The 21,226-nt window shown below is 38.5% G+C and carries 23 protein-coding genes and 1 pseudogene; 21 read left to right on the forward strand and 3 right to left on the reverse strand.

Annotation, left to right across the window (positions count from 1 at the left end; genetic code table 11):
• The first annotated feature begins 61 nt into the window (after window positions 1-61).
• The gene (locus V6S17_RS05900; RefSeq protein ID WP_029092465.1) at window positions 62-481 is read left to right on the forward strand and encodes a Fur family transcriptional regulator; all 420 of its coding nucleotides are present in this window, start codon (window positions 62-64) and stop codon (window positions 479-481) included.
• Between the two features lie 359 nt (window positions 482-840).
• Here the strand turns inward: V6S17_RS05900 and V6S17_RS05905 are convergent, their stop codons facing one another.
• On the reverse strand, window positions 841-1,209 hold the full coding sequence (locus tag V6S17_RS05905; RefSeq protein WP_029092464.1) for a DUF4064 domain-containing protein: 369 nt from the start codon (window positions 1,207-1,209) through the stop codon (window positions 841-843).
• Window positions 1,210-1,432: 223 nt separating this feature from the next.
• On the opposite strand from V6S17_RS05905, the gene V6S17_RS05910 reads away from it, so the two are divergent.
• Window positions 1,433-1,978, forward strand: a complete 546-nt coding sequence (locus V6S17_RS05910; protein ID WP_029092463.1) for a GNAT family N-acetyltransferase — start codon at window positions 1,433-1,435, stop codon at window positions 1,976-1,978.
• 136 nt (window positions 1,979-2,114) lie between these two features.
• Here V6S17_RS05910 and V6S17_RS05915 read toward each other — a convergent pair whose 3' ends face one another.
• Complete coding sequence (locus V6S17_RS05915) at window positions 2,115-2,696, reverse strand: DJ-1/PfpI family protein (RefSeq protein WP_029092462.1); 582 nt, start codon at window positions 2,694-2,696, stop codon at window positions 2,115-2,117.
• Between the two features lie 131 nt (window positions 2,697-2,827).
• Here V6S17_RS05915 and V6S17_RS05920 point away from each other — a divergent pair, with 131 nt between their 5' ends.
• The 19 genes and pseudogenes from V6S17_RS05920 to V6S17_RS06010 all read left to right on the forward strand — a co-directional run bounded on the left by V6S17_RS05920 (window position 2,828) and on the right by V6S17_RS06010 (window position 20,857).
• Window positions 2,828-3,244: an Lrp/AsnC family transcriptional regulator gene (locus tag V6S17_RS05920; protein WP_029092461.1), complete on the forward strand. Its 417-nt coding sequence runs from the start codon at window positions 2,828-2,830 to the stop codon at window positions 3,242-3,244.
• Window positions 3,245-3,342: 98 nt separating this feature from the next.
• Window positions 3,343-4,275: a LacI family DNA-binding transcriptional regulator gene (locus V6S17_RS05925; RefSeq protein WP_029092460.1), complete on the forward strand. Its 933-nt coding sequence runs from the start codon at window positions 3,343-3,345 to the stop codon at window positions 4,273-4,275.
• Between the two features lie 37 nt (window positions 4,276-4,312).
• Entirely contained in the window at window positions 4,313-4,534 is a 222-nt protein-coding gene (locus V6S17_RS05930; protein ID WP_029092459.1) for a DUF3006 domain-containing protein, read from the forward strand.
• A 59-nt stretch (window positions 4,535-4,593) separates the two neighbouring features.
• Window positions 4,594-4,905 (forward strand): winged helix-turn-helix transcriptional regulator, encoded by a 312-nt coding sequence (locus V6S17_RS05935; RefSeq protein ID WP_029092458.1) that lies wholly within the window; start codon window positions 4,594-4,596, stop codon window positions 4,903-4,905.
• 109 nt (window positions 4,906-5,014) lie between these two features.
• Window positions 5,015-5,647, forward strand: coding sequence for an NAD(P)-dependent oxidoreductase (locus tag V6S17_RS05940; protein WP_029092457.1), 633 nt, complete (start codon window positions 5,015-5,017; stop codon window positions 5,645-5,647).
• Window positions 5,648-5,830: 183 nt separating this feature from the next.
• Window positions 5,831-6,670 (forward strand): ComEC/Rec2 family competence protein, encoded by an 840-nt coding sequence (locus V6S17_RS05945; RefSeq protein ID WP_029092456.1) that lies wholly within the window; start codon window positions 5,831-5,833, stop codon window positions 6,668-6,670.
• A gap of 81 nt (window positions 6,671-6,751) precedes the next feature.
• Entirely contained in the window at window positions 6,752-7,246 is a 495-nt protein-coding gene (gene lspA, locus V6S17_RS05950; protein ID WP_029092455.1) for a signal peptidase II, read from the forward strand.
• On the forward strand, window positions 7,239-8,171 hold the full coding sequence (locus V6S17_RS05955) for an RluA family pseudouridine synthase (protein WP_029092454.1): 933 nt from the start codon (window positions 7,239-7,241) through the stop codon (window positions 8,169-8,171). Before lspA ends, V6S17_RS05955 begins: the two co-directional genes overlap by 8 nt.
• 540 nt (window positions 8,172-8,711) lie before the next feature.
• Window positions 8,712-9,266 (forward strand): bifunctional pyr operon transcriptional regulator/uracil phosphoribosyltransferase PyrR, encoded by a 555-nt coding sequence (gene pyrR, locus V6S17_RS05960; protein ID WP_029092453.1) that lies wholly within the window; start codon window positions 8,712-8,714, stop codon window positions 9,264-9,266.
• A gap of 137 nt (window positions 9,267-9,403) precedes the next feature.
• On the forward strand, window positions 9,404-10,678 hold the full coding sequence (locus tag V6S17_RS05965) for a uracil-xanthine permease family protein (RefSeq protein ID WP_029092452.1): 1,275 nt from the start codon (window positions 9,404-9,406) through the stop codon (window positions 10,676-10,678).
• Window positions 10,679-10,692: 14 nt separating this feature from the next.
• The gene (locus tag V6S17_RS05970) at window positions 10,693-11,586 is read left to right on the forward strand and encodes an aspartate carbamoyltransferase catalytic subunit (protein WP_029092451.1); all 894 of its coding nucleotides are present in this window, start codon (window positions 10,693-10,695) and stop codon (window positions 11,584-11,586) included.
• A gap of 1 nt (window position 11,587) precedes the next feature.
• On the forward strand, window positions 11,588-12,874 hold the full coding sequence (locus V6S17_RS05975) for a dihydroorotase (RefSeq protein ID WP_029092450.1): 1,287 nt from the start codon (window positions 11,588-11,590) through the stop codon (window positions 12,872-12,874).
• A 14-nt stretch (window positions 12,875-12,888) separates the two neighbouring features.
• Window positions 12,889-13,980, forward strand: a complete 1,092-nt coding sequence (gene carA, locus V6S17_RS05980) for a glutamine-hydrolyzing carbamoyl-phosphate synthase small subunit (protein WP_029092449.1) — start codon at window positions 12,889-12,891, stop codon at window positions 13,978-13,980.
• The gene (gene carB, locus V6S17_RS05985) at window positions 13,973-17,149 is read left to right on the forward strand and encodes a carbamoyl-phosphate synthase large subunit (RefSeq protein WP_029092448.1); all 3,177 of its coding nucleotides are present in this window, start codon (window positions 13,973-13,975) and stop codon (window positions 17,147-17,149) included. The genes carA and carB overlap by 8 nt, the downstream gene beginning before the upstream one ends.
• 248 nt (window positions 17,150-17,397) lie before the next feature.
• Window positions 17,398-18,165: pseudogene (locus V6S17_RS05990) on the forward strand (dihydroorotate dehydrogenase electron transfer subunit); the annotation flags it as partial.
• The gene (locus V6S17_RS05995) at window positions 18,162-19,088 is read left to right on the forward strand and encodes a dihydroorotate dehydrogenase (RefSeq protein ID WP_029092446.1); all 927 of its coding nucleotides are present in this window, start codon (window positions 18,162-18,164) and stop codon (window positions 19,086-19,088) included. The pseudogene V6S17_RS05990 and the gene V6S17_RS05995, both read left to right, overlap by 4 nt.
• A complete protein-coding gene (pyrF, locus tag V6S17_RS06000) occupies window positions 19,081-19,797 on the forward strand; it encodes an orotidine-5'-phosphate decarboxylase (RefSeq protein ID WP_029092445.1) in 717 nt (238 codons plus the stop codon). The genes V6S17_RS05995 and pyrF overlap by 8 nt, the downstream gene beginning before the upstream one ends.
• Entirely contained in the window at window positions 19,784-20,413 is a 630-nt protein-coding gene (gene pyrE, locus V6S17_RS06005; RefSeq protein WP_029092444.1) for an orotate phosphoribosyltransferase, read from the forward strand. Before pyrF ends, pyrE begins: the two co-directional genes overlap by 14 nt.
• Before the next feature lie 93 nt (window positions 20,414-20,506).
• Window positions 20,507-20,857 (forward strand): DUF2200 domain-containing protein, encoded by a 351-nt coding sequence (locus tag V6S17_RS06010; RefSeq protein WP_029092443.1) that lies wholly within the window; start codon window positions 20,507-20,509, stop codon window positions 20,855-20,857.
• Between the two features lie 46 nt (window positions 20,858-20,903).
• Here the strand turns inward: V6S17_RS06010 and V6S17_RS06015 are convergent, their stop codons facing one another.
• Entirely contained in the window at window positions 20,904-21,218 is a 315-nt protein-coding gene (locus V6S17_RS06015) for a YxeA family protein (RefSeq protein WP_029092442.1), read from the reverse strand.
• Between the last annotated feature and the right edge of the window lie 8 nt (window positions 21,219-21,226).

Here is a 21,226-nt window from a genome sequence, read left to right on the forward strand (position 1 = left end):
AATAAACATAGAATGATGTTATAATAAAACCAGATATAAATTAAGAAAGGGACTGATTTTCATGGGAATTAGTGTCGATCAAGCATTGACTACCCTTAAAGATAAGGGCTACAAATTTACAGATAAACGCGAGTTTATTTTAGAGTATTTTAAAACGGAGAATAAGTACTTAACAGCTAAAGATGTATTACATGCGATGAAAACTGATTTTCCAACATTAAGCTTTGATACTGTGTATCGCAATTTAAAACTATTTGTTGATTTGGATTTATTCGAAGAAACAGAATTGAATGGTGAAAAACAATTTCGTTTAACTTGTGTACATGGGCATCATCATCATTTTATTTGCATTCAATGTGGTTCAACAAAAGAAATTGATATGTGTCCGATGAATTTTTTGAGTCAAAGCTTACCCGGTTATCAAATCGATGGCCATAAATTTGAGATTTATGGCAAGTGCCCTGAATGTTTGGCAAGTTAAGCTATAAAACATGGGTAAAGTAGGAATTTTAGTTTTTTGATAATTTCCAAATGGTATGAATATTATTTTTTCTAAAAAAGAATCTCGTCTATATGACGGGATTCTTTTTGTGTAATTTAGCGACCATATTTCACGTGTTCTAATTGAATTTCTCCAGACATTTTCATATCGCGAGAAGTGGTTCTTAAAGATTCATCCTCTGACAAACCTTCATTTTCAATTTTATAAGATACAGGCGACATTCCATATTTATTTAAAAATCCAGTTAATGTAGTTTCCTCTCTAAGATACTATAAGAGAAGCATTATTACTGGATCTAATTTTCAGCAAGTGTTTTTCTATTGAAGAGGTAGTTTAAATTATTTTCTGCTTAAAGCAAGAATACCTGCTACAACAATGATAATTCCACTTAAAATACCAAGCACAGAAACGAAAATAATATTTAAAATACCACAAATAATTATTAGCCATCCGAATAAAATACGCTTTTTATTGATCATACAAGATAAAACTAATGCTAAAACTGATACGGCAATACAGGCTAAACCTAATCCAGCTACACCAGTACCACCTTCTGCATCTAACGCCGCACCGATTCCTCCCACGAATAAAGCCATAACTCCTGCAATCATACCAAAAATGCCACCGATAATACCTAAAACCATTTCAGCAACACGACTGGTAGTTGATTTCACTCGAACCTCTACTAAATCTACGTTCTTTGACATTATAAAACCACCTTTTATTTAATTGTATACGAGCTAAACGCTAGAACGTTGAAGCTAATATCACCCTTAATGGTACATCATAACTTGATAGATATGTATGTATTAGTATAAAATGTAAAAAAAGCGGATTAACTGTGTAGTGCATGACTTTATTCAACAAGTTATTTCTGTGAAAAGCTAATAATTAGTAAAATATACCAATAATTTCAAACGAGGTGTTTTTATGAAGAAACAAGGCATTGAGTTAAGGCCGATTAAACAGACTGATTTACAAAAACTGTGGGAGATTGGTTTTAAAGAAAATGATGCAAGCTGGAAAAAGTGGGATGGGCCATACTTTCAAAAAAAAACATTTACAAAGGCCATTTTTATGGCTGAGAAAGAACTAGAGTGGGTTGATAATCCAAATCGTTTTGTAATTATGTGTGATGATGAAATAATCGGGACCATTAGTGCGTATTGGTTAGATCCTGAACTTCAAAAGTGGTTAGAATTCGGCTTATGTATCTATACGGATAAATATTGGGGTCGCGGTGTTGGGGCGATTGCGTGCTCTATGTGGCTAGATTATTTGTTTGAAAGCCATTCTGAATTACGTCGCATTGGTTTTACTACTTGGTCAGGGAATAAGCGAATGATTAAGTTAGGGGAACGTTTAGGTATGACCTGTGAAGCGACCATTCGACAAGTGCGCTTTTTTGAAGGTGAATGGTATGATTCAATAAAATATGGTGTTTTAGCGACGGAATGGCAAGAATCTAGAAATTAATGATTGGATAGAGTGACAAAGAAGTGTCGCTTTTATCTAACCAAAAGAAGATACCTCAAAAATAAAGGTATCTTTTTTATATATTTGAAACATAATTAATGCACAAACAATACATAAAAAACAGCTTAATAAGAAGTTAAAAGCCCATCAATTCACGTACTTTATGACAATTTTCTTTTGAGGTTAATCTTTCTAAGGCTAAAAAGGCAACTTCGAAGGCGGTTCCTGGATTAGAAGAAGTAATAATATTATTGTCAACTACAATGGGAGCATCAACTAAATTTGCTCCAAAGTTGGCTAATTGGCGGCGGCGAATACTGGTAGGGTGATTGTATGTTGTCGCTTTGCGCCCTTTTAAAATACCGCTATTACCAAGGGCCAGTGAAGCAACACAAATCGTGGCGATTAGTTTATTATTATCATTAAAATGACGGATGATTTTACTAAATCGAGCATCAAAAGCATCGCTATAAAAACCTGCTTCTTCAAAGCCACCTGGAATAACTAGTGCATCAAAGTCATCTAGATTAACCTCGCTCACTAAAAATTCAGGCGTGACTGTGAAATTCCATGTGCATTTTAATTGGGGGTGAAGCCCCACAGTTATAAGTTCAGTAGTACCATCACCTTCCAGTTGATTCCAACCGAACACATCCGTAAAGACACTGGCTTCTACAGCTTCAAACCCGTTAGCGAGAAGTAATAAAGTTTTTGTCATATGAATCCCTCCTTAACAATAAGTTTACCGAAAAGACAGAAAACGATACAGTTATAAAATAAAGGATATGCTATAATTTGGTATATAATCTAAGGCTTTTTAATGAATAAACTATAGAAATGAGGGGTATAATGGATACAACGGATACAAAAATATTGGAATTAATGCAAAATAATGCGCGTATTTCAATGAAAGAGTTGGGGAGTGCAGTGTCACTCACAGCTCCAGCTGCTAAAGAGCGTGTTGTGAGAATGGAAGAAAAAGGTATTATTATGGGTTACCAAACACAAATTTCATTGCCAGCTCTCGGTAGAAATGTGGCAGCCTATATCTTGTTTGAGACACACAATTGCAAAGCTTTTCAAACGTTTTGTGTTGCATACCCGGATGTATTAGAATGCCATCGTTTAGCAGGGCAATACAGTTATTTAGTGAAAATCAATACGGCAACAATGGAAACGTTAGAGCAGTTTATCGACGAAGCGATTCGTTACGGTCAATCCTCAACACACCTTGTTTTTTCGTCTGTAGAAAACAATGTGATTTAAAGTTGACTTGGAACTGGTTTCATAAGTTAACCTAAGTATGTATGCCATTTGTAATTATGAAATGATAATAAAAGAACGTATAAAGGGGCGCGTAATGAATGAATATCAAAGACATTGCTAGAATATCGGGGTATTCTGTGACAACGGTATCACGTGTTATTAACGACCATCCCTATGTCTCTGATGAAAAAAGACAGCGGATAAAAAAGGTCATGCAAGATGTGGGTTATGTACCCAATAATACGGCACGTGCATTAAGTAGTGGACGTTCTAAAAATATAGGAATTGTAATGCCGTTTTCAAATTATCCTTACTTTGAAAGAATCATTGCGGGCGTGGTTGAAAGTGCCTTTGAAAAAGGGTATAAGGTCACTTTATTGCCAACCAACTATGATAAAAAAACTGAGGAAGACTACTTTAAACAGCTGCAAGCAAAAAGTTTTGATGGCTTAATTATTACGTCTAAATGTAATGATTTTTCGATGATTGCTCATTATCAAACATATGGTCCAATTGTATGTTGTGAAGAAACATTGGATTATCCAATATCTTCAGTTTCAATTGACCGTCATCCTGCACTCGTTAGTGCGTTGGTTTTTTTAAGAGAAACCGGTTGTCGACGGGTTGCAGTGACAGTAAGCCGTGAAGCATCTGAAAGCGCTAGTACACGAGCGATTATAAAAGCTTATAGAGAAGTTTATGGGGAACTACCAGAAACGTTATTTTATCGTGATTGTTCGATTATGGAAGATGGCGTTGCCGCAGTGCAACATTTTATGACGGAACAACCAACAATTGATGCTATATTTACAAATGGAGATGAGATTGCTGCTGGAGTAGTGAAAGCTTTAGAAACGTTTAAACGTTCAGATATACACGTGATGGGGCAAGGTGCGTCTTTAACGAGCGATATTCTACAAATACCAACGATTGATCATCATTTACACCAAATTGGCAAAGAAGCTTTTCGACATCTCTTTTTAATAGAACAGGAAAAAACAACGTTAGCTTCGACGTTTATAAGCCGTTAAGCGATTCAATCATTTGGAAGAGAGGAGGGCGGTAACTATGAATAAAAGAGGCATTATTGATCGTTTTGAAGGTGAATGGGCTGTTTTAGAATTTGAAACAGGTATGGAAGATATTTTGAAAACGACATTACCAAAAAATATCAACGTAGGTGATGTGTTAGTCTTTGGTGATACGACTATTACGATTGATACCGATGCTCGTAAACAGCGCGAAGCTGAAATTGACCGTTTAGCCGACGAGTTGTTTGAAGATGAGTGAGGGGTATTTTAAAAAAAGAGGTGAAAAAATGAGTGTGAAAGTGGGACAACAATGTCCAGTTGAAAAAAACAGTCAGTTTATTAAGCAATAAATGGAAGGTGTTAATCATCCGTGAATTATTAATTGAAACACAGCGTTTTAATGCCTTACAACGAACGCTTGGTGGCATTACACAAAAAGTATTAACGAGTAATTTAAAAGAGATGGAAAAATCAGGCTTAGTTAATCGCGAAGTTTTTCCTGTGACACCTCCTCATGTTGAATACAGCCTAACAAGTCGTGGAAGAAGTCTTGAACCGATTTTAGAAACAATGGCTGTTTGGGGATTAGCCTATATGGCTGAAGAAGAATTACAGTTAGAAGAAAGTTAACAGTTTCCATTTGGATACTAGGGCACTTTATTGTGCGTAATTTTCAAACACCTAGACGTTTGATATAGTGATAAGAGTAGTTCATCACATATCACATGGAGGTATTTTTATGAAAATAGGTATCATTGGAGCTGCAGGTCAAAGTGGCGTTTTATTAGTAGAAGAAGCACTTAAACAAGGTCATGAAGTGACCGCAATTGTACGTGATTCAAATAAAGTTTCAAATAAAGAGGTAGCTATTATTGAAAAGGATTTATTTGCTTTAGAGCTAGTGGATTTGGTAGACTTCGATGTTGTTATTGATGCTTTTGGGGCATGGGGAGAAAATATTCCGTTACACATTACATCACTAAAACATTTACGCTCTATTTTAAAAGGTCATAAAACAACCCGTTTAGTCGTTATTGGTAGTGCGGGAAGTTTGTTACTTGATGATAACGGCACACGTTTAATCGATTCACCAGATATGCCGGCAGAATTTAAACCATTAGCGACTGTTATGGCACAAGCCTATGATGAATTGAAAGGTGACTCAGAGGTAAATTGGACATACGTCAGTCCACCACCAGTATTTATCGTTGAAGCGCCGTTAACAAATAATGTACAATTAGGTGACGATTATTTGATGGTAAACGCTCAAGGCGAAGCCAAATTAAGTTATGCTGATCTTGCTGTGGTTGTGATTGCAGAATTACAAACGGCAAACTATCTTAATAAACGAATGAGTATTATTGAAAAATAGGAGTCATTTCATTGTTTATTTTCGAATAATAAATACTAAATAAGGCCGAAACCACACGAACTGTTTGTGTGGTTTTTTTATGTAAAAAGTAATAGTTATTTATTTTTTTGTATCAGCTCTTCTTAAAATAGAGGTAACTGTGTATACTGAAATAGATAGTTAAAAGATATTGGGGGCGTTTTTTTGAAGAAATTACGTATAATTATTGCAGCTGTAATGGTGTTGTTTTTGTTGGCAGGGGCGACACCAGCTAAAAATAGTTCTGCAGTTAAAGTACATATTATTAATGTAGGGCAAGGGGATGCCACTCTTGTGCAAACGGGGAGAGAAAATATTCTTATTGATGGCGGGAATAAAGGAAAAGGAAAAACGGTCATTGCTTACTTAAAGAAGCATAAGGTACGGACGTTAAATGCAGTTGTTTCAACGCATCCTGATGCAGATCATGTAGGTGGTTTAGCTGCAGTTATTGATGAAATGAACGTTAAGTCAGTTTATGCACCTCGCGTTACACATACAACAATTGCATACAGTAATTTTTTGAAAGCTGTTAAGCGTAATAAATTAAAAATTAAAGTAGCGAAAAAGGGTGTGACCATACCGACAGCACCTCACAACGTCAATATGACATTTATTGCGCCTGTTAAGGACTATCATAAAAATGACCTTAATAATTGGAGTGCCGTGCTGAAATTACAGCATGGAAAAAAACAGTTTTTGTTTACAGGTGATATTGAAACTAAAGCTGAAAATGATTTAGTTAAAGCGAAATTACTTAATAAAGTAGATGTATTAAAAGTAAGTCATCATGGTGCGAAGGAAGCAACAACAGCTAATTTTTTAGCCAAAACTAAACCAGCTTATGCGGCAATCAGTGTCGGTGGAAAGAATCGTTACGGGCACCCAACAGGTCCAACGTTAAAAAGACTCTCTAAAATTGGAGCAAAAGTGTATCGGACAGATAAAGGTGGAACAATCGTTTTTTCATCCAATGGTAAAAAAATTAAAGTGACTCGTAAATAACCCGCAAATTTTTCGAGGATAGTAGTAGACATGTGTTATAATCAAAGAGGACTTTATGCAACTGTAGAAGGGATCGACATTATGTATAAATATTTAATTTTAGCAGCAGGACTAATTGGAATTGATCAATGGACTAAAGCGTTAATCGTTAAAAATTTAAGCATTGGTGACCAAATAGAAGTCATTTCGAATTTTTTGTACATCACATCTATTCGTAATCGTGGTGCAGCCTGGGGTATTTTAGAAGATCATATGAGTATATTTTATGCGGTAACAGCTGTCGTAATTATAGCGGTTGTCTACGCCTTTTATAAATATAAATCAGAGCATTTCACTCTACATCTCAGTTTGTCGTTAGTTTTGGCAGGTGCATTAGGTAATTTTATCGACCGTATGCGTTATCAAGAGGTTGTCGATTTTGTACAAACAGTATGGGGCAATTACTATTTCCCGATTTTTAATGTCGCGGATATGTGCTTGTCGATTGGTGTTGTAATACTGATGTTTTATGTTTTGTTTGGTGATAAGTTAAACGAGAAGAAACGCAAGAAGAAAGGAAAATACTACTTTGAATAATAAATTAATAACAGTCACAGAAGAGGTTGTAGATCAACGTCTTGATAAGGCTTTAAGTACACTTGACCCTGAGGTAAGTCGTACACAAGCAGTAACAATGGTCAAAGAAGGTGCAATCACTGTGAATGATCAAGTGAAAAAACCGAAGTATAAAGTACAATTAGGCGATGTAATATCTTATAGCGTTAAAGAACCTGAAGTATTATCAATTGAAGCGGAAGACATTCCATTGGACGTTATTTATGAAGATGAAGATGTTATCGTTGTAAATAAACCACAAGGAATGGTTGTTCATCCTTCAGCTGGTCATACATCAGGGACATTAGTTAACGCTTTGATGTATCATTGTAAAGATTTATCAAGCATTAATGGCGTTGTTCGTCCAGGTATCGTTCATCGTATTGATAAAGATACATCTGGATTATTGATGGTTGCCAAAAATGATAAAGCGCATTTGGCATTAGCACAGGAATTAAAAGAACATAAAGCTGATCGTTATTACATTTCATTAGTACATGGTGAAATTACACATTCCAAAGGTACAATTGATGCACCAGTAGGTCGTTCAAAAACAGACCGTCAAAAAATGGCAGTCGTAGATCATGGTAAACCAGCTGTCTCTCATTTTGAAGTGTTAGAACATTTCCCAGCGTTTACGTTAGTCGAATGTCAATTAGAAACAGGCAGAACACATCAAATCCGTGTACACTTCCGTTATATTGAACATCCATTAGCAGGTGACCCGAAATATGGTCCGAAGAAAACATTAGCAGGTGAAGGTCAGTACTTACATGCTAAAACTTTAGCATTTACGCATCCTCGTACGGGTGAGAAAATGACGTTTGAAGCGCCGTTACCACAAAACTTCACGGATATGATTGAAACATTACGTAAAAGTCGTATCGTTAAACTTGAAAAAAATTAATAAAAGCGACTTCAACATCTAAAACCGAATGAAATTGGAGAAAAAATACTTTTGACGTATTTAAGTCAGGGGTATTTTTTTGAAATTTATAAAGGTTTTGTTGGATAGAAGCTAGAGAGATAAAAGCGACTGTCCACGTTCAGAAATGAACAAACTGGAAAGAAATTCTTCTTTGATGTTTTTTATCAAAGGGGAATTTTTTGAAGTTTTGGTTTTTTTTGTGGTTAGAAGCTAGAAAAATAAAAGCGACTGGCCGCGTTCAGAAATGAACAAATGAGAGAGAGTTTCATCTTTTTGAGTATATTTATCGTACGTTTGTTAAAAAGATAGATTTTCTCTTGACGTTTTCACATAAATACGATATATTATAAATAACTTAAATAACCTTTAAATTAGTCCAGAGAGGCTAAGAAGGCATTGAATCGGATACAGAGAGTGTATGTTCTCTGTAAAGCAGTGGCATGGTCACTGTTAAACGCTTATGCCCTCGGTATAAGCGTTTTTTTTCGTGCAAGGTTAAACAATAAACGAGGTGAAAAAATGACAACAACTGTAGAGATTATGGATCAACAAGCGATGCATCGAGCATTAACACGACTAACTTATGAAGTGATTGAAAAGAACAAAGGGATTGAAAATGTCGTGTTGATTGGTATCAAAACACGTGGTGTGTTTTTAGCACAACGCTTTGCTAAACGCCTTAAAGAAATTGAAGGCATTGAAGTTGAAGTGGGCGACATTGATATCACATTATATCGTGATGATGTTCACCATGTATCATCGTTAGAAATTGAGCCATCATATAACGGTCATGATATTCCATTTTCAATTGATGGAAAAACAGTCGTTTTAGTTGATGATGTCCTCTTTACTGGACGTACAGTTCGTTCAGCGATGGATGCGATTATGGATGTAGGTCGTCCGGCACAAATTCAACTTGCGGTACTTGTTGATCGAGGTCATCGTGAACTACCCATTCGAGCTGATTATGTAGGAAAGAACATTCCGACAGCTCAAAGCGAAAGTGTACACGTTCACCTGTTAGAACATGATAAATTAGAACAAGATGAAGTATTAATCGATAAAACAGAATAACAACTCTTTTAAATTAGTCCAGAGAGGCTGATAAGGAGTTCCCAATAGTGATGGCGCTTTTGTGCCGTCTGCTATGCCGAACTCTTATGACCTCTCATAAGAGTTATTTTTTTGCAAAAAAAGGAGAAGATAAATATATGTCAGTTAAAAAAGCAGTTTTAGATATTCATGAAAAGCCAACAATACCACAATGGTTGATTCTTAGTATACAGCACTTATTCGCAATGTTTGGTTCAACAGTTTTAGTCCCACGTTTGGTCGGAATGGACCCAGGAGTAGCACTTGTATCAAGTGGTTTAGGGTCACTTGCTTACATCCTCATCACACGCGGTAAGATACCTGCGTATCTTGGCTCATCGTTTACGTTTATTGCATCATTACAACTTATCGGGGCACAATTTGGACCGGGTGGAATAATGATGGGAACTTTATCAGTCGGAATCGTCTACGCGATTGTTTCACTCATTGTCTATAAATATGGCATTGGCTGGATGAACACTGTTCTACCACCCATCGTAGTTGGACCTGTCATTATGGTTATTGGGTTAAGCCTAGCGCCTACAGCTGCTGGAATGGCAATGAACACTTCAGGAGGCTTGGAAAATTATAGCGTACAAAGTTTAATCGTAGCAGCAGTGACGTTAGCAGTGACAATCTTCACAATGATGTTTTTCAAAGGAATTCTTAGCCTGATCCCGATTCTCGTCGGAATAGTCGCAGGCTATATCGTCAGCATATTTGCAGGCATGGTTGATTTTTCACAAGTAACGAGCGCCGCACTTTTCTCAGTACCGAACTTCTCAATACCATTCATCACGGATACACCAGTAGTTAATGCTAGCGTGATTCTCCTAATGGCACCTTTAGCCTTTGTCACGATGGCCGAACATATGGGACATCAATTTGTCCTCAATAAAATCACGAACCGTAATTTCTTTGAAGATCCAGGCTTACACAAATCATTGCTTGGGGACGGAACAGCTTCAATCATTGCTTCGTTAATCGGTGGACCACCAGTAACATCTTATGGTGAAAATTTAGGTGTACTAGCAATCACAAGCGTTTACAGCATTTACGTTATCGCAGGGGCAGGGTTCTTCGCAGTACTGTTTGGCTTTATCGGTTATGTCAGTGCCTTCATTAACTCGATTCCAGCCGCAGTATTAGGTGGTGTATCATTCTTACTATTCGGTGTTATCGCAGCAAATGGTATGAAAATTTTAATCGACAACCAAGTCGACTTTGATGACAATCGTAACTTAGTTATTGCATCAGTTATCCTCGTTATCGGAATCGGTGGTGTTATGCTTAGCTTCGGCGGTTCAGGCATGAAGCTTGAAGGGATGTCTTTAGCAGCAATCATCGGTATCATCATTAACCTTGTCATTCCAAAAACTAAAAAAGAAGCCTAAAGGAGGTCATCCGGTTGAAAAATTTTGTAGCTATTGAAGAGTTAGACTTAACGGAGGTACATCAACTACTCGATCGGGCAACCGCCTTTAAACAAGGCGAAACTGCCACACCAACACCTGTATTTGTTGCTAACCTGTTCTTTGAGAGTTCGACACGAACGCATTTGAGTTTTGAAGTAGCTGAAAGACGAATGGGCATGCAAGTTATCCCATTTGATGCCTCTCAATCAAGCATTAATAAAGGCGAAAGCTTATACGATACGCTATTAACTTTAGAAGCAATCGGTGTTGAAGTGGCGGTGATTCGCCATACAGAAAATAATTATTATGAAGATTTAATACCACGTTTAAATATGAGTATTATTAACGGCGGTGACGGCAGTGGTCATCATCCATCACAATCATTGCTCGATTTACTCACCATCCGTGAAACATTTGGTGAGATTAGAGGATTAAACATCTTAATTTCAGGCGACTTGTTACACAGTCGTGTGGCACGCTCAAATGCACATATTCTACATCAAATGGGTGCAAACCTTTACTTCTCAGGACCAACAAAGTGGTACGATGAGTCTTTTAACCGCTACGGTCGTCATTGTGAAATTGACGCTGTTTTACCACAAATGGATGTGGTGATGCTACTGCGTGTGCAACATGAACGCCATGCTGCTGAAACATCGTTAACAAAAGACAAATACCATGATACTTATGGTTTAACGATTGCAAGAGCAAAACAATTGAAAACAACCGCAATTATCATGCATCCAAGTCCAGTTAATCGCGGCGTTGAGATCGCAGATGAGTTAGTAGAAAGTTCACATTCACGAATTGTAGAACAGATGGCAAATGGTGTTTATGCAAGAATGGCAATTTTGGAAGCAATTACAAATCAGAAAAGGGGCAACTAAAATGACAGTAATCGCAAATGGTTTTATCATTAACGAATTTAACGAACCGACACGGTGTAATATCCGCTTAGAGGAAGAAAAAATAGTTGAAATAGGTAGTGATGTTAAACCTCTACCAGGTGAAAAAGTCATTGATGCAACTGATTTGATTGTAACAGCAGGTTTTATCGATGTGCATGTACATTTAAGAGAACCCGGTTTTGAGCAAAAAGAAACAATCGCATCAGGCACGCTAGCAGCAGCACACGGAGGGTTCACAACAATTTGCGCCATGCCAAACACAAATCCAGTACCTGATTCAGCAGCCAATATGCAAGCTCTGAATAAGCGGATTAAAGCGGATGCGAAAATTCGAGTGTTGCCTTATGGTGCCATTACGAAACAGTTAAAAGCAGATGCAACAGTAGAAGAACTTGTTGATTTTGATGAAGTAGGTGCCAATGGGGCATTTGCTTTCAGCGATGACGGTGTTGGGGTTCAAACAGCAGGTACAATGTATAAGGCAATGGCTGAAGCTGCTCGCTTAAACAAAGCAATCGTCGCTCACTGTGAAGATAATTCCTTAATATTAGGAGGTTCAATGCATGACGGGAGACGAAGTGAACAACTAGGTGTTAAAGGGATTCCTAGTGTTTGTGAGTCGGTTCAAATTGCTCGTGATGTCTTGTTAGCCGAAGCAACAGGTGCGCATTATCATGTGTGTCATGTTTCAACTGTTGAATCCGTTCGTGTCATTCGTGATGCAAAAGCAGCAGGCATTCATGTGACATGTGAAGTATGCCCACACCATTTAATCAGTGATGAAAATGATATTACAGGTGATACAGGGAACTGGAAAATGAACCCACCACTACGTGCAACCCGAGATCGTCAAGCCTTGATTGCTGGTTTAATGGATGGCACCATCGACTGTATTTCAACAGACCATGCACCGCATTGTGAACATGAAAAATGTGGGAAAATGGCTGACTCAGCCTTCGGAATTGTCGGTAGTGAAACAGCGTTCGCGCAGTTATACACGCACTTTGTTAAGACTAAAATATTCACGTTAAAACAATTGTTAGACTGGATGAGTAGTGATGTGGCACGTACCTTTAACTTACCTTATGGCAAGTTAGAAGTGGGTGCATCAGCAGATATTGTCCTCATTGACTTAGATAAAGAAAAAACAATCACGACAGATGACTTTTTATCGCAAGGTAAAAATACACCCTACACAGGACAGACTTGTAGCGGTTGGCCAGTACACACTATCTATGCAGGACAAACTGTATGGATGGAAGACTAAGGGGGACGACAGAGATGAAAAATCGTATGCTAGTTTTAGAGGATGGAACGGTTTTAAAAGGCCGTGCATTCGGTAGTGAAAAAGATGCTTTTGGTGAAGTGGTTTTTAATACAGGGATGACAGGGTATCAAGAAACAATTACTGACCCCTCATATTCAGGTCAAATTATTACATTTACATACCCGTTGATTGGTAACTATGGTATTAACCGCGATGATTTTGAATCAATCGAGCCTGTCGTAAAAGGCGTTATTGTGAAAGAAGCTGCGGAGTTTGCTTCAAACTGGCGTCAACAAGAAACACTTGATACATTCTTAAAAGCAAAAGGTATCCCTGGTATTAGTGGGATTGATACGCGTTTCTTAACGCGATTAATTCGTGAACACGGGACATTAAAAGGTGTTATTGCAAACAGTGACCAATCTGTTGAAGAAATGGTGAATCGTGCCAAGGCATCAAAACTCCCAACTGACCAAATCCGTCAGGTATCGCCGTCTAAAGCTTATCCAAGTCCAGGCAGTGGTCGTCGCGTAGTGTTGATTGATTTTGGAATGAAACACAGTATTTTACGCGAATTAAATAGTCGTTTGTGTGATGTGATCGTTATGCCTTATGATACAACGGCAGAACAAATCCGTTTGTTACACCCTGATGGTGTGATGTTATCAAATGGACCAGGTAACCCAACAGATGTACCTGAAGCATTGGAAATGATCAGAGGCATTCAAGGGGATATCCCGATATTTGGAATCTGTTTAGGGCATCAATTAATCGCCTTAGCAAATGGCGCAACAACATACAAAATGAAATTTGGGCACCGCGGTGCTAACCACCCTGTTAAAGACGTTGAAACAGGCCGCGTTGATTTCACTTCACAAAACCACGGTTTTGCAGTTGATGAGGAATCATTAGTAGGGACAGACTTAGTTGTCACTCACCGTGAGCTTAACGATGGTACGAATGAAGGACTTAAACATAAAACAGCACCGGTATTTTCGGTACAGTATCATCCAGAATCAGCACCAGGACCAAGTGATGCGAATTACTTATTTGACCGTTTCATGCAATTGATGGATTCAGCTAAAGGGGGAAATGACAATGCCTAAACGTACAGACATTAATAAAATATTAGTAATCGGTTCAGGACCAATCATCATCGGCCAAGCCGCAGAATTCGATTATGCAGGCACACAAGCTTGTCTTGCTTTAAAAGAAGAAGGCTATAGCGTTGTGTTAATTAACTCAAATCCAGCTACAATTATGACGGATAAAGAGATTGCCGATAAAGTATATATTGAACCCATCTCGCTAGAATTTGTTTCACGTATTATTCGTAAAGAGCGCCCGGATGCTATCTTGCCAACATTAGGTGGACAAACAGGTCTAAACATGGCAATGAGCTTACACGAATCAGGTATTTTAGAAGAATGTAATGTTGAAGTTTTAGGTACTAAACTAGATGCCATTCAAAAAGCAGAGGATCGTGAAGAGTTCCGTACCTTAATGAATGATTTGAACGAACCCGTTCCAGATAGTGAAATTGTCCACACAATTGAAGAAGCTGTAACGTTTGTTGAACAAATCGGCTTCCCAGTTATTGTGCGACCAGCCTATACGCTCGGAGGAACTGGTGGTGGTATTTGTCACAATCAAAAAGATCTCCTTGAAATTGTTGAAGGGGGGTTAAAACTGAGCCCAGTGACACAATGCCTCATCGAACGTTCGATTGCTGGTTACAAAGAAATTGAATATGAAGTAATGCGTGACTCTAAAGATGATGCCATTGTTGTATGTAACATGGAAAATATTGATCCTGTTGGAGTACATACAGGTGACTCGATTGTTGTAGCACCAAGCCAAACATTATCTGACCGTGAGTATCAAATGTTGCGTGATGCATCATTAAAAATCATTCGTGCTTTAGGCATTGAAGGCGGTTGTAATGTACAACTAGCACTCGACCCAGACAGTTACAATTACTTCATCATCGAAGTTAACCCACGTGTGAGTCGTTCATCAGCATTAGCTTCAAAAGCAACAGGTTATCCAATCGCGAAACTTGCAGCAAAAATTGCAATTGGTTTAACTTTAGATGAGATGAAAAATCCTGTAACAGGAACAACTTATGCCGCATTTGAGCCGACTTTGGATTATGTTGTATCAAAATTACCGCGCTTCCCATTTGATAAATTTGAATCAGCTAACCGTGAATTAGGTACACAGATGAAAGCAACGGGAGAAGTAATGGCAATCGGTCGTACGTTTGAAGAATCAATGATGAAAGCTGTACGTTCAATGGAAAATGGTACCACATACTTGCATACCGATGATGCTGAGAAAGCAGATACAGCAACACTCGAAAAACACATTCGTGTCGCCAACGATAACCGTTTGTACTATCTAACTGAGGCAATGCGTCGAGGTTATACCATTGAAAAACTGCATGAAATGACGAAAATAGACCTGTTTTTCCTTTATAAATTTAATAAGATCGTCGCTTTCGAAAAAGAATTAGCAGCTAACATTGGCGATGTTGAGACATTAGAAGAAGCTAAAAATATTGGTTTTGGTGATGAACAAATCGCTGGAATTTGGGGCTGGGAAGAAGTTGCAGTTTATGAATTACGTCGTGAGAACAAATTGATGCCCGTCTACAAAATGGTAGATACATGTGCTGCGGAGTTTGAATCAAGCACACCTTACTTCTACAGTGCTTATGAACATGAAAATGAATCAGTCAAAACAGAAAAAGAATCTGTCATTGTACTAGGATCAGGTCCAATCCGTATCGGTCAAGGTGTTGAGTTTGACTATGCAACTGTTCATTCAGTATGGGCAATTCAACAAGCAGGATATGAAGCCATTATTATCAACAGTAACCCTGAAACAGTATCAACTGACTTTAGTATTTCTGATAAGTTATACTTTGAACCCCTTACAATTGAAGATGTCATGCACATTATTGATTTAGAGAATCCAAAAGGTGTTGTAGTTCAATTTGGTGGTCAAACAGCGATTAACTTAGCAGCAGGATTGGAAGCACGCGGTGTAACAATTATTGGGACATCACTAGATGATATCGACCGTGCAGAAAATCGTGACCGCTTTGAACAAGCATTAAATGAGCTTAAAATCCCAATGCCTAAAGGCCGTACAGCCACATCAGTTGAAGATGCGATTACAATTGCCGAAGATATTGGTTATCCAGTCCTTGTACGTCCATCGTATGTATTAGGTGGCCGCGCAATGGAAATTGTCGAATCACAAGCTGAACTTAAACACTATATGACAAACGCAGTTAAAGTAAATCCCAAACACCCCGTTTTAATTGACCGTTACTTGGTCGGGGAAGAAGTAGAAGTTGATGCCATTTGTGATGGGACAGACGTTCTCATCCCAGGGATTATGGAACACATCGAGCGTGCAGGCGTCCATTCAGGTGACTCAATTGCGGTCTACCCACCGCAACGATTAGCGCAAAAACATAAAGATACAATCATCGACTACACCATTCGTTTAGCACATGGTTTAGGTATTCGAGGAATGATGAACATTCAATATGTTATCTCGAAAGATGAAGTGTTTGTTATCGAGGTTAACCCGCGTGCAAGTCGTACAGCGCCATTCTTAAGCAAAATTACTGATATTCCGATGGCGAATGTGGCAACAAAAGTTATTTTAGGGCAATCACTACAAAGTCAAGGTTATAAAACGGGCTTAGCACCAGAGAAGCCAAATGTGTTTGTGAAATTACCCGTCTTCTCATTTGCCAAGTTACGTTCAGTCGATACATCATTAGGACCTGAAATGAAATCAACAGGTGAAGTAATGGGTAAAGATACAACACTAGAAAAAGCACTCTATAAAGGCTTTGCTGCCTCAGGACTAAAAATGGAAGAACACGGCACCGTCTTAGTTACAGTAAATGACCGTGATAAAGAAGAAGCCGCTGAATTAGTCAAACGCTTCTCAGCAATTGGATATGGCATTGTAGCAACGAAAGGAACAGCCGATTTCTTACGCGATATGAACATCACCGTTAAAGAAGTTAACAAAATTGGTGAAGACGGCGAAACATTGATAGACTGGATCCGCGGAGGTAAAGTACAAGCCGTAATTAACACATTAACACGCGGTAAAGAACCACAACGTGATGGTTTCCAAATCCGTCGTGAATCAGTTGAAAATGGTGTGCCAATCTTTACATCATTCGACACAGCAAGCGCAATCCTACAAGTTATGGAATCACGCTCATTCTCAGTCGCTGAAATGTAATAAAAGTGATAAACACCGTTCAGCACCAAACAAATTGGAGAAAAGAGACAAAGGCGTTTGATGCCTGCGGCGCTTTATGAAATTTGAAAGGTGTTGGTGTTTAGAACTAGAGAAAAAATAAAAGTGATAAACACCGTTCAACAGAAATGAAATAGTGATATAACACAGTGGTAGATATAGAAAAAGTGACCCGAACTGCCAGAACACAAGGTAATTCGGGTCATTCATGAGATAAAAGAAGGGGTGTAAAAATGAGAATTGAACAGATGACAGTCAAATATCAAGAAGAAATTGCAGAGCGTGTCTATGAATTGATTCTTGAAGGTGAAATGGTCGCGGAAATGATGGCAGGTCAATTCATCAACATTAAACCGACACGAAAGGATTTAATGTTACGCCGTCCAATTAGCCTCGCAAAAATTGATCAAGACAAGCAACAGTGTACGATTATTTATCGTGTGGATGGTGATGGGACCCAGACTTTTGCTGATGCAACAGTCGGTGATGTGCTTGATGTCATCGGACCGTTAGGAAAAGGTTTCCCAGTTGATGAAACACTAGCCGGTGAAACAGTGATGTTAATCGGAGGCGGAATTGGTGTACCTCCGCTTTATGAAGTTGCCCGCCAACTAAAAGCAGCGGGTGCGAATGTTGTGACTGTCTTAGGTTTTAATTCAAAAGAAGCCGTTTTTTATGAGGCGGAATTTGCTGCGCTCGGTGATGTTCATATTGCGACAGCAGATGGTAGTCACGGAACACACGGATTTGTGACGACTATTATGGATACCTTACCAGAAGCGGATACGTACTACTCATGTGGACCTACTCCCATGTTGCGTGCTCTGAATGAACGACTCATTGATAAACGCGCCTTCATCTCGTTAGAAGAACGAATGGCTTGTGGAATTGGTGCTTGTTATGCGTGTGTGTGTCATCCAACAACAGGGGAAGAAACAGCCTCTAAAAAAATCTGTGTTGACGGTCCCGTCTTTCGCACAGGGGAGGTGCAAGTATGAGCCAATTAGAAGTGACACTACCCGGTTTAAATTTGAAAAATCCGATTATGCCAGCATCCGGCTGTTTCGGATTTGGGCGTGAGTATGCTCAATTTTACGATTTAAATAAGCTAGGAGCCATTATGATCAAGGCAACAACCCCAGAACCGCGTTATGGTAATCCAACACCCCGGATTGCTGAAACGCCAAGTGGGATGCTCAATGCCATTGGTTTACAAAACCCCGGCTTACAAAAAGTTTTAACAGAAGAATTGCCCTGGTTAGCAAGTGTTTGCGACACACCGATTATTGCCAATGTTGCCGGTTCAACAGAACAAGATTACATCACTGTGTGTGAAGCTATTTCGAAAGCACCTAATGTGAAAGCGATTGAATTGAATGTAAGTTGTCCAAATGTTAAACATGGCGGTATCGCTTTTGGTACAGATCCAGAAGTTGCCTACCGTCTAACAAAAGCGGTTAAAGAAGTGTCTGATGTCCCCATATACGTTAAAATGTCACCGAATGTCACTGATATTATTCCGATTGCAAAAGCAATGGAAGAAGGAGGCGCTGATGGGTTAACACTGATTAATACGTTGTTAGGCATGCGTTTGGATTTGAAAACGCGCCGTCCCGTCATTGCGAATCAAACAGGAGGTTTAAGTGGGCCTGCCATTAAACCCGTAGCTATTCGTATGATCAAGCAAGTTAGTGCAGTTGTCGATATACCCATTATTGGAATGGGTGGGATCATGACAGTTGATGATGTACTCGAGTTTATGATGGCAGGTGCATCAGCAGTTGCAGTGGGCACTGAAAACTTTACGAATCCGTTTATTTGTCCAGAACTTGCAGAACAATTACCCGCAGCACTTGCAAAATATAATATTAGTTCAGTGGCGCAATTAATCGCTGAAGTTAAGGAGGCACGTCATGTCTAAACCAATCATCGCCTTGGATTTTTCCAGTAAGGCAGACACACTCGCATTTTTACAACCGTTTCAAACAGAAAAATTAGCCGTTAAAGTAGGAATGGAATTGTTTTACGCTGAAGGTGCCAGTTTACTTGAAGCGATAAAAGCAGATGGCCATGAAATTTTCTTGGATTTAAAATTACATGATATTCCGAATACTGTACAACGAGCAATGGCTAATTTAGCACGCTTAGGTGTGGACATGGTCAACGTGCATGCAGCAGGAGGTCAACGGATGATGGCAGCTGCAAAAGAAGGTTTAATTCAAGGATCTACCGCGGGGCATGTGCCACAATTAATTGCCGTCACACAACTTACATCAACATCTGAAGAAGAAATGTGGTCAGACCAATTAATTAAAGTGCCATTATTGGAATCAGTCACACATTATGCTAAAACGACTTTTGCCGCAGGTTTAGATGGTGTTGTTTGTTCAGCACATGAAGCAAAAGCAATCGGTGAAGCAACAGCCGCTAATTTTTTGCGCGTAACACCAGGTATTCGCCCATTATCTGCAACAGTAGGTGATCAACGACGTATTATGACACCTGCACAAGCACGAGCAAATGGTTCAACACATATTGTGGTCGGTCGTCCGATTACACAAGCTGATGATGCTGTCGCAGCATATCATGCAATCTTATCAGAATGGAGTGTTAACAATGACAATCGCTAAACAAACAGCCAAACATTTATTAGAAATAGAAGCCGTTTTTCTTAAACCGGAGGAGCCGTTTACATGGGCATCTGGCATTAAATCACCTATTTATTGTGATAACCGTATGACACTAGGCTTCCCGAATGTTCGACGCGCAATCGCAAAAGGTTTAGCCGCTGAAATTAAAGCAAACTATCCTGATGTGGATGTCATTGCAGGGACTGCAACTGCAGGTATCCCTCATGCCGCGTTTATTGCGGAAGAATTAGATTTGCCAATGATTTATGTTCGTTCTGAACCTAAAAAACATGGTAAAGGGAAACAAATTGAAGGTCCCCTTGCGCCAGGTAAAAAAGTTGTAATGATTGAAGACTTAATTTCAACAGCAGGCTCATGTTTGAAAGCTGCTAAAGCGGTTGAAGAGGCAGGCTCTGAAGTCATTGCAATCGCCGCAATTTTCACTTACGAGCTGGCAGCTGCCCAACGTAATTTAGAGGCTGCTAACATTCCATTACTGACGTTAACAAACTACTCAACATTGCTAGAAGTTGCGGCAGAAGATGGTTATGTGAAGGAAGCTGAGTTAGAAACATTACGTGAATGGAATAAAGATCCTGAGAACTGGAATAAATAATCCATTAAAACTAAGAAAAGATAAACTTTAATTAAATTGAAGTTTATCTTTTTTTGTTATAATAAAATTATTGGATAAAGGAGGGATTCAGAATTGGAAAATCATCGTCTCTATACAACAAGTTTTGCAAGTGTTTACCCGTTATACATCAAAAAGGCAGAACGTAAACAACGAACAAAAGAAGAAGTAGACAAAATTATTTTCTGGCTAACAGGATATGATACAACCAGTTTAAACCAACAATTGGAAGATGCTGTTGATTTTAAGCAATTTTTTGCTGAGGCGCCGCAAATGAATCCAAAAACGGATTTAATTAAAGGGGTTGTTTGTGGCATTCGCGTAGAGGAAATTGAACAACCTTTGATGCAACAAATTCGTTATTTAGATAAGTTAATTGATGAATTAGCAAAAGGTAAAAAAATGGATAAAATTTTAAGAAACTAATTAAAGCAAGAGTTTAAATTTTTTGTTTTCAATTGCTAGAAACCTATTAATGAGTGATATTTTCTGGTATTTTTTCTGCGGTAATATAATCAACATGCTTAACAAAATTACGTTTGTGTTTTACTTTCACATAAACACCCTCAGGATCATAACCACCAAAGTCCACAATAACGGTGTTCTTTTTGTTATCAATCAGTGTTATTCCTTTGTATATTTGAGTACCTGTTGGGACTTTGGCATAACTGGTTGTTTCTTTTACAAAGGGATTAAAGCGATTGACAGCAGCAATATCTTTAGTCGAATACGAAAATATTAAAATTAATACCGCCAACGCAATAATTAGGAAAAATATTTTTTTCATAATAAACC

Origin of the sequence: Brochothrix thermosphacta DSM 20171 = FSL F6-1036, from assembly GCF_036884295.1 — a bacterium.
GTDB lineage: Bacteria > Bacillota > Bacilli > Lactobacillales > Listeriaceae > Brochothrix > Brochothrix thermosphacta.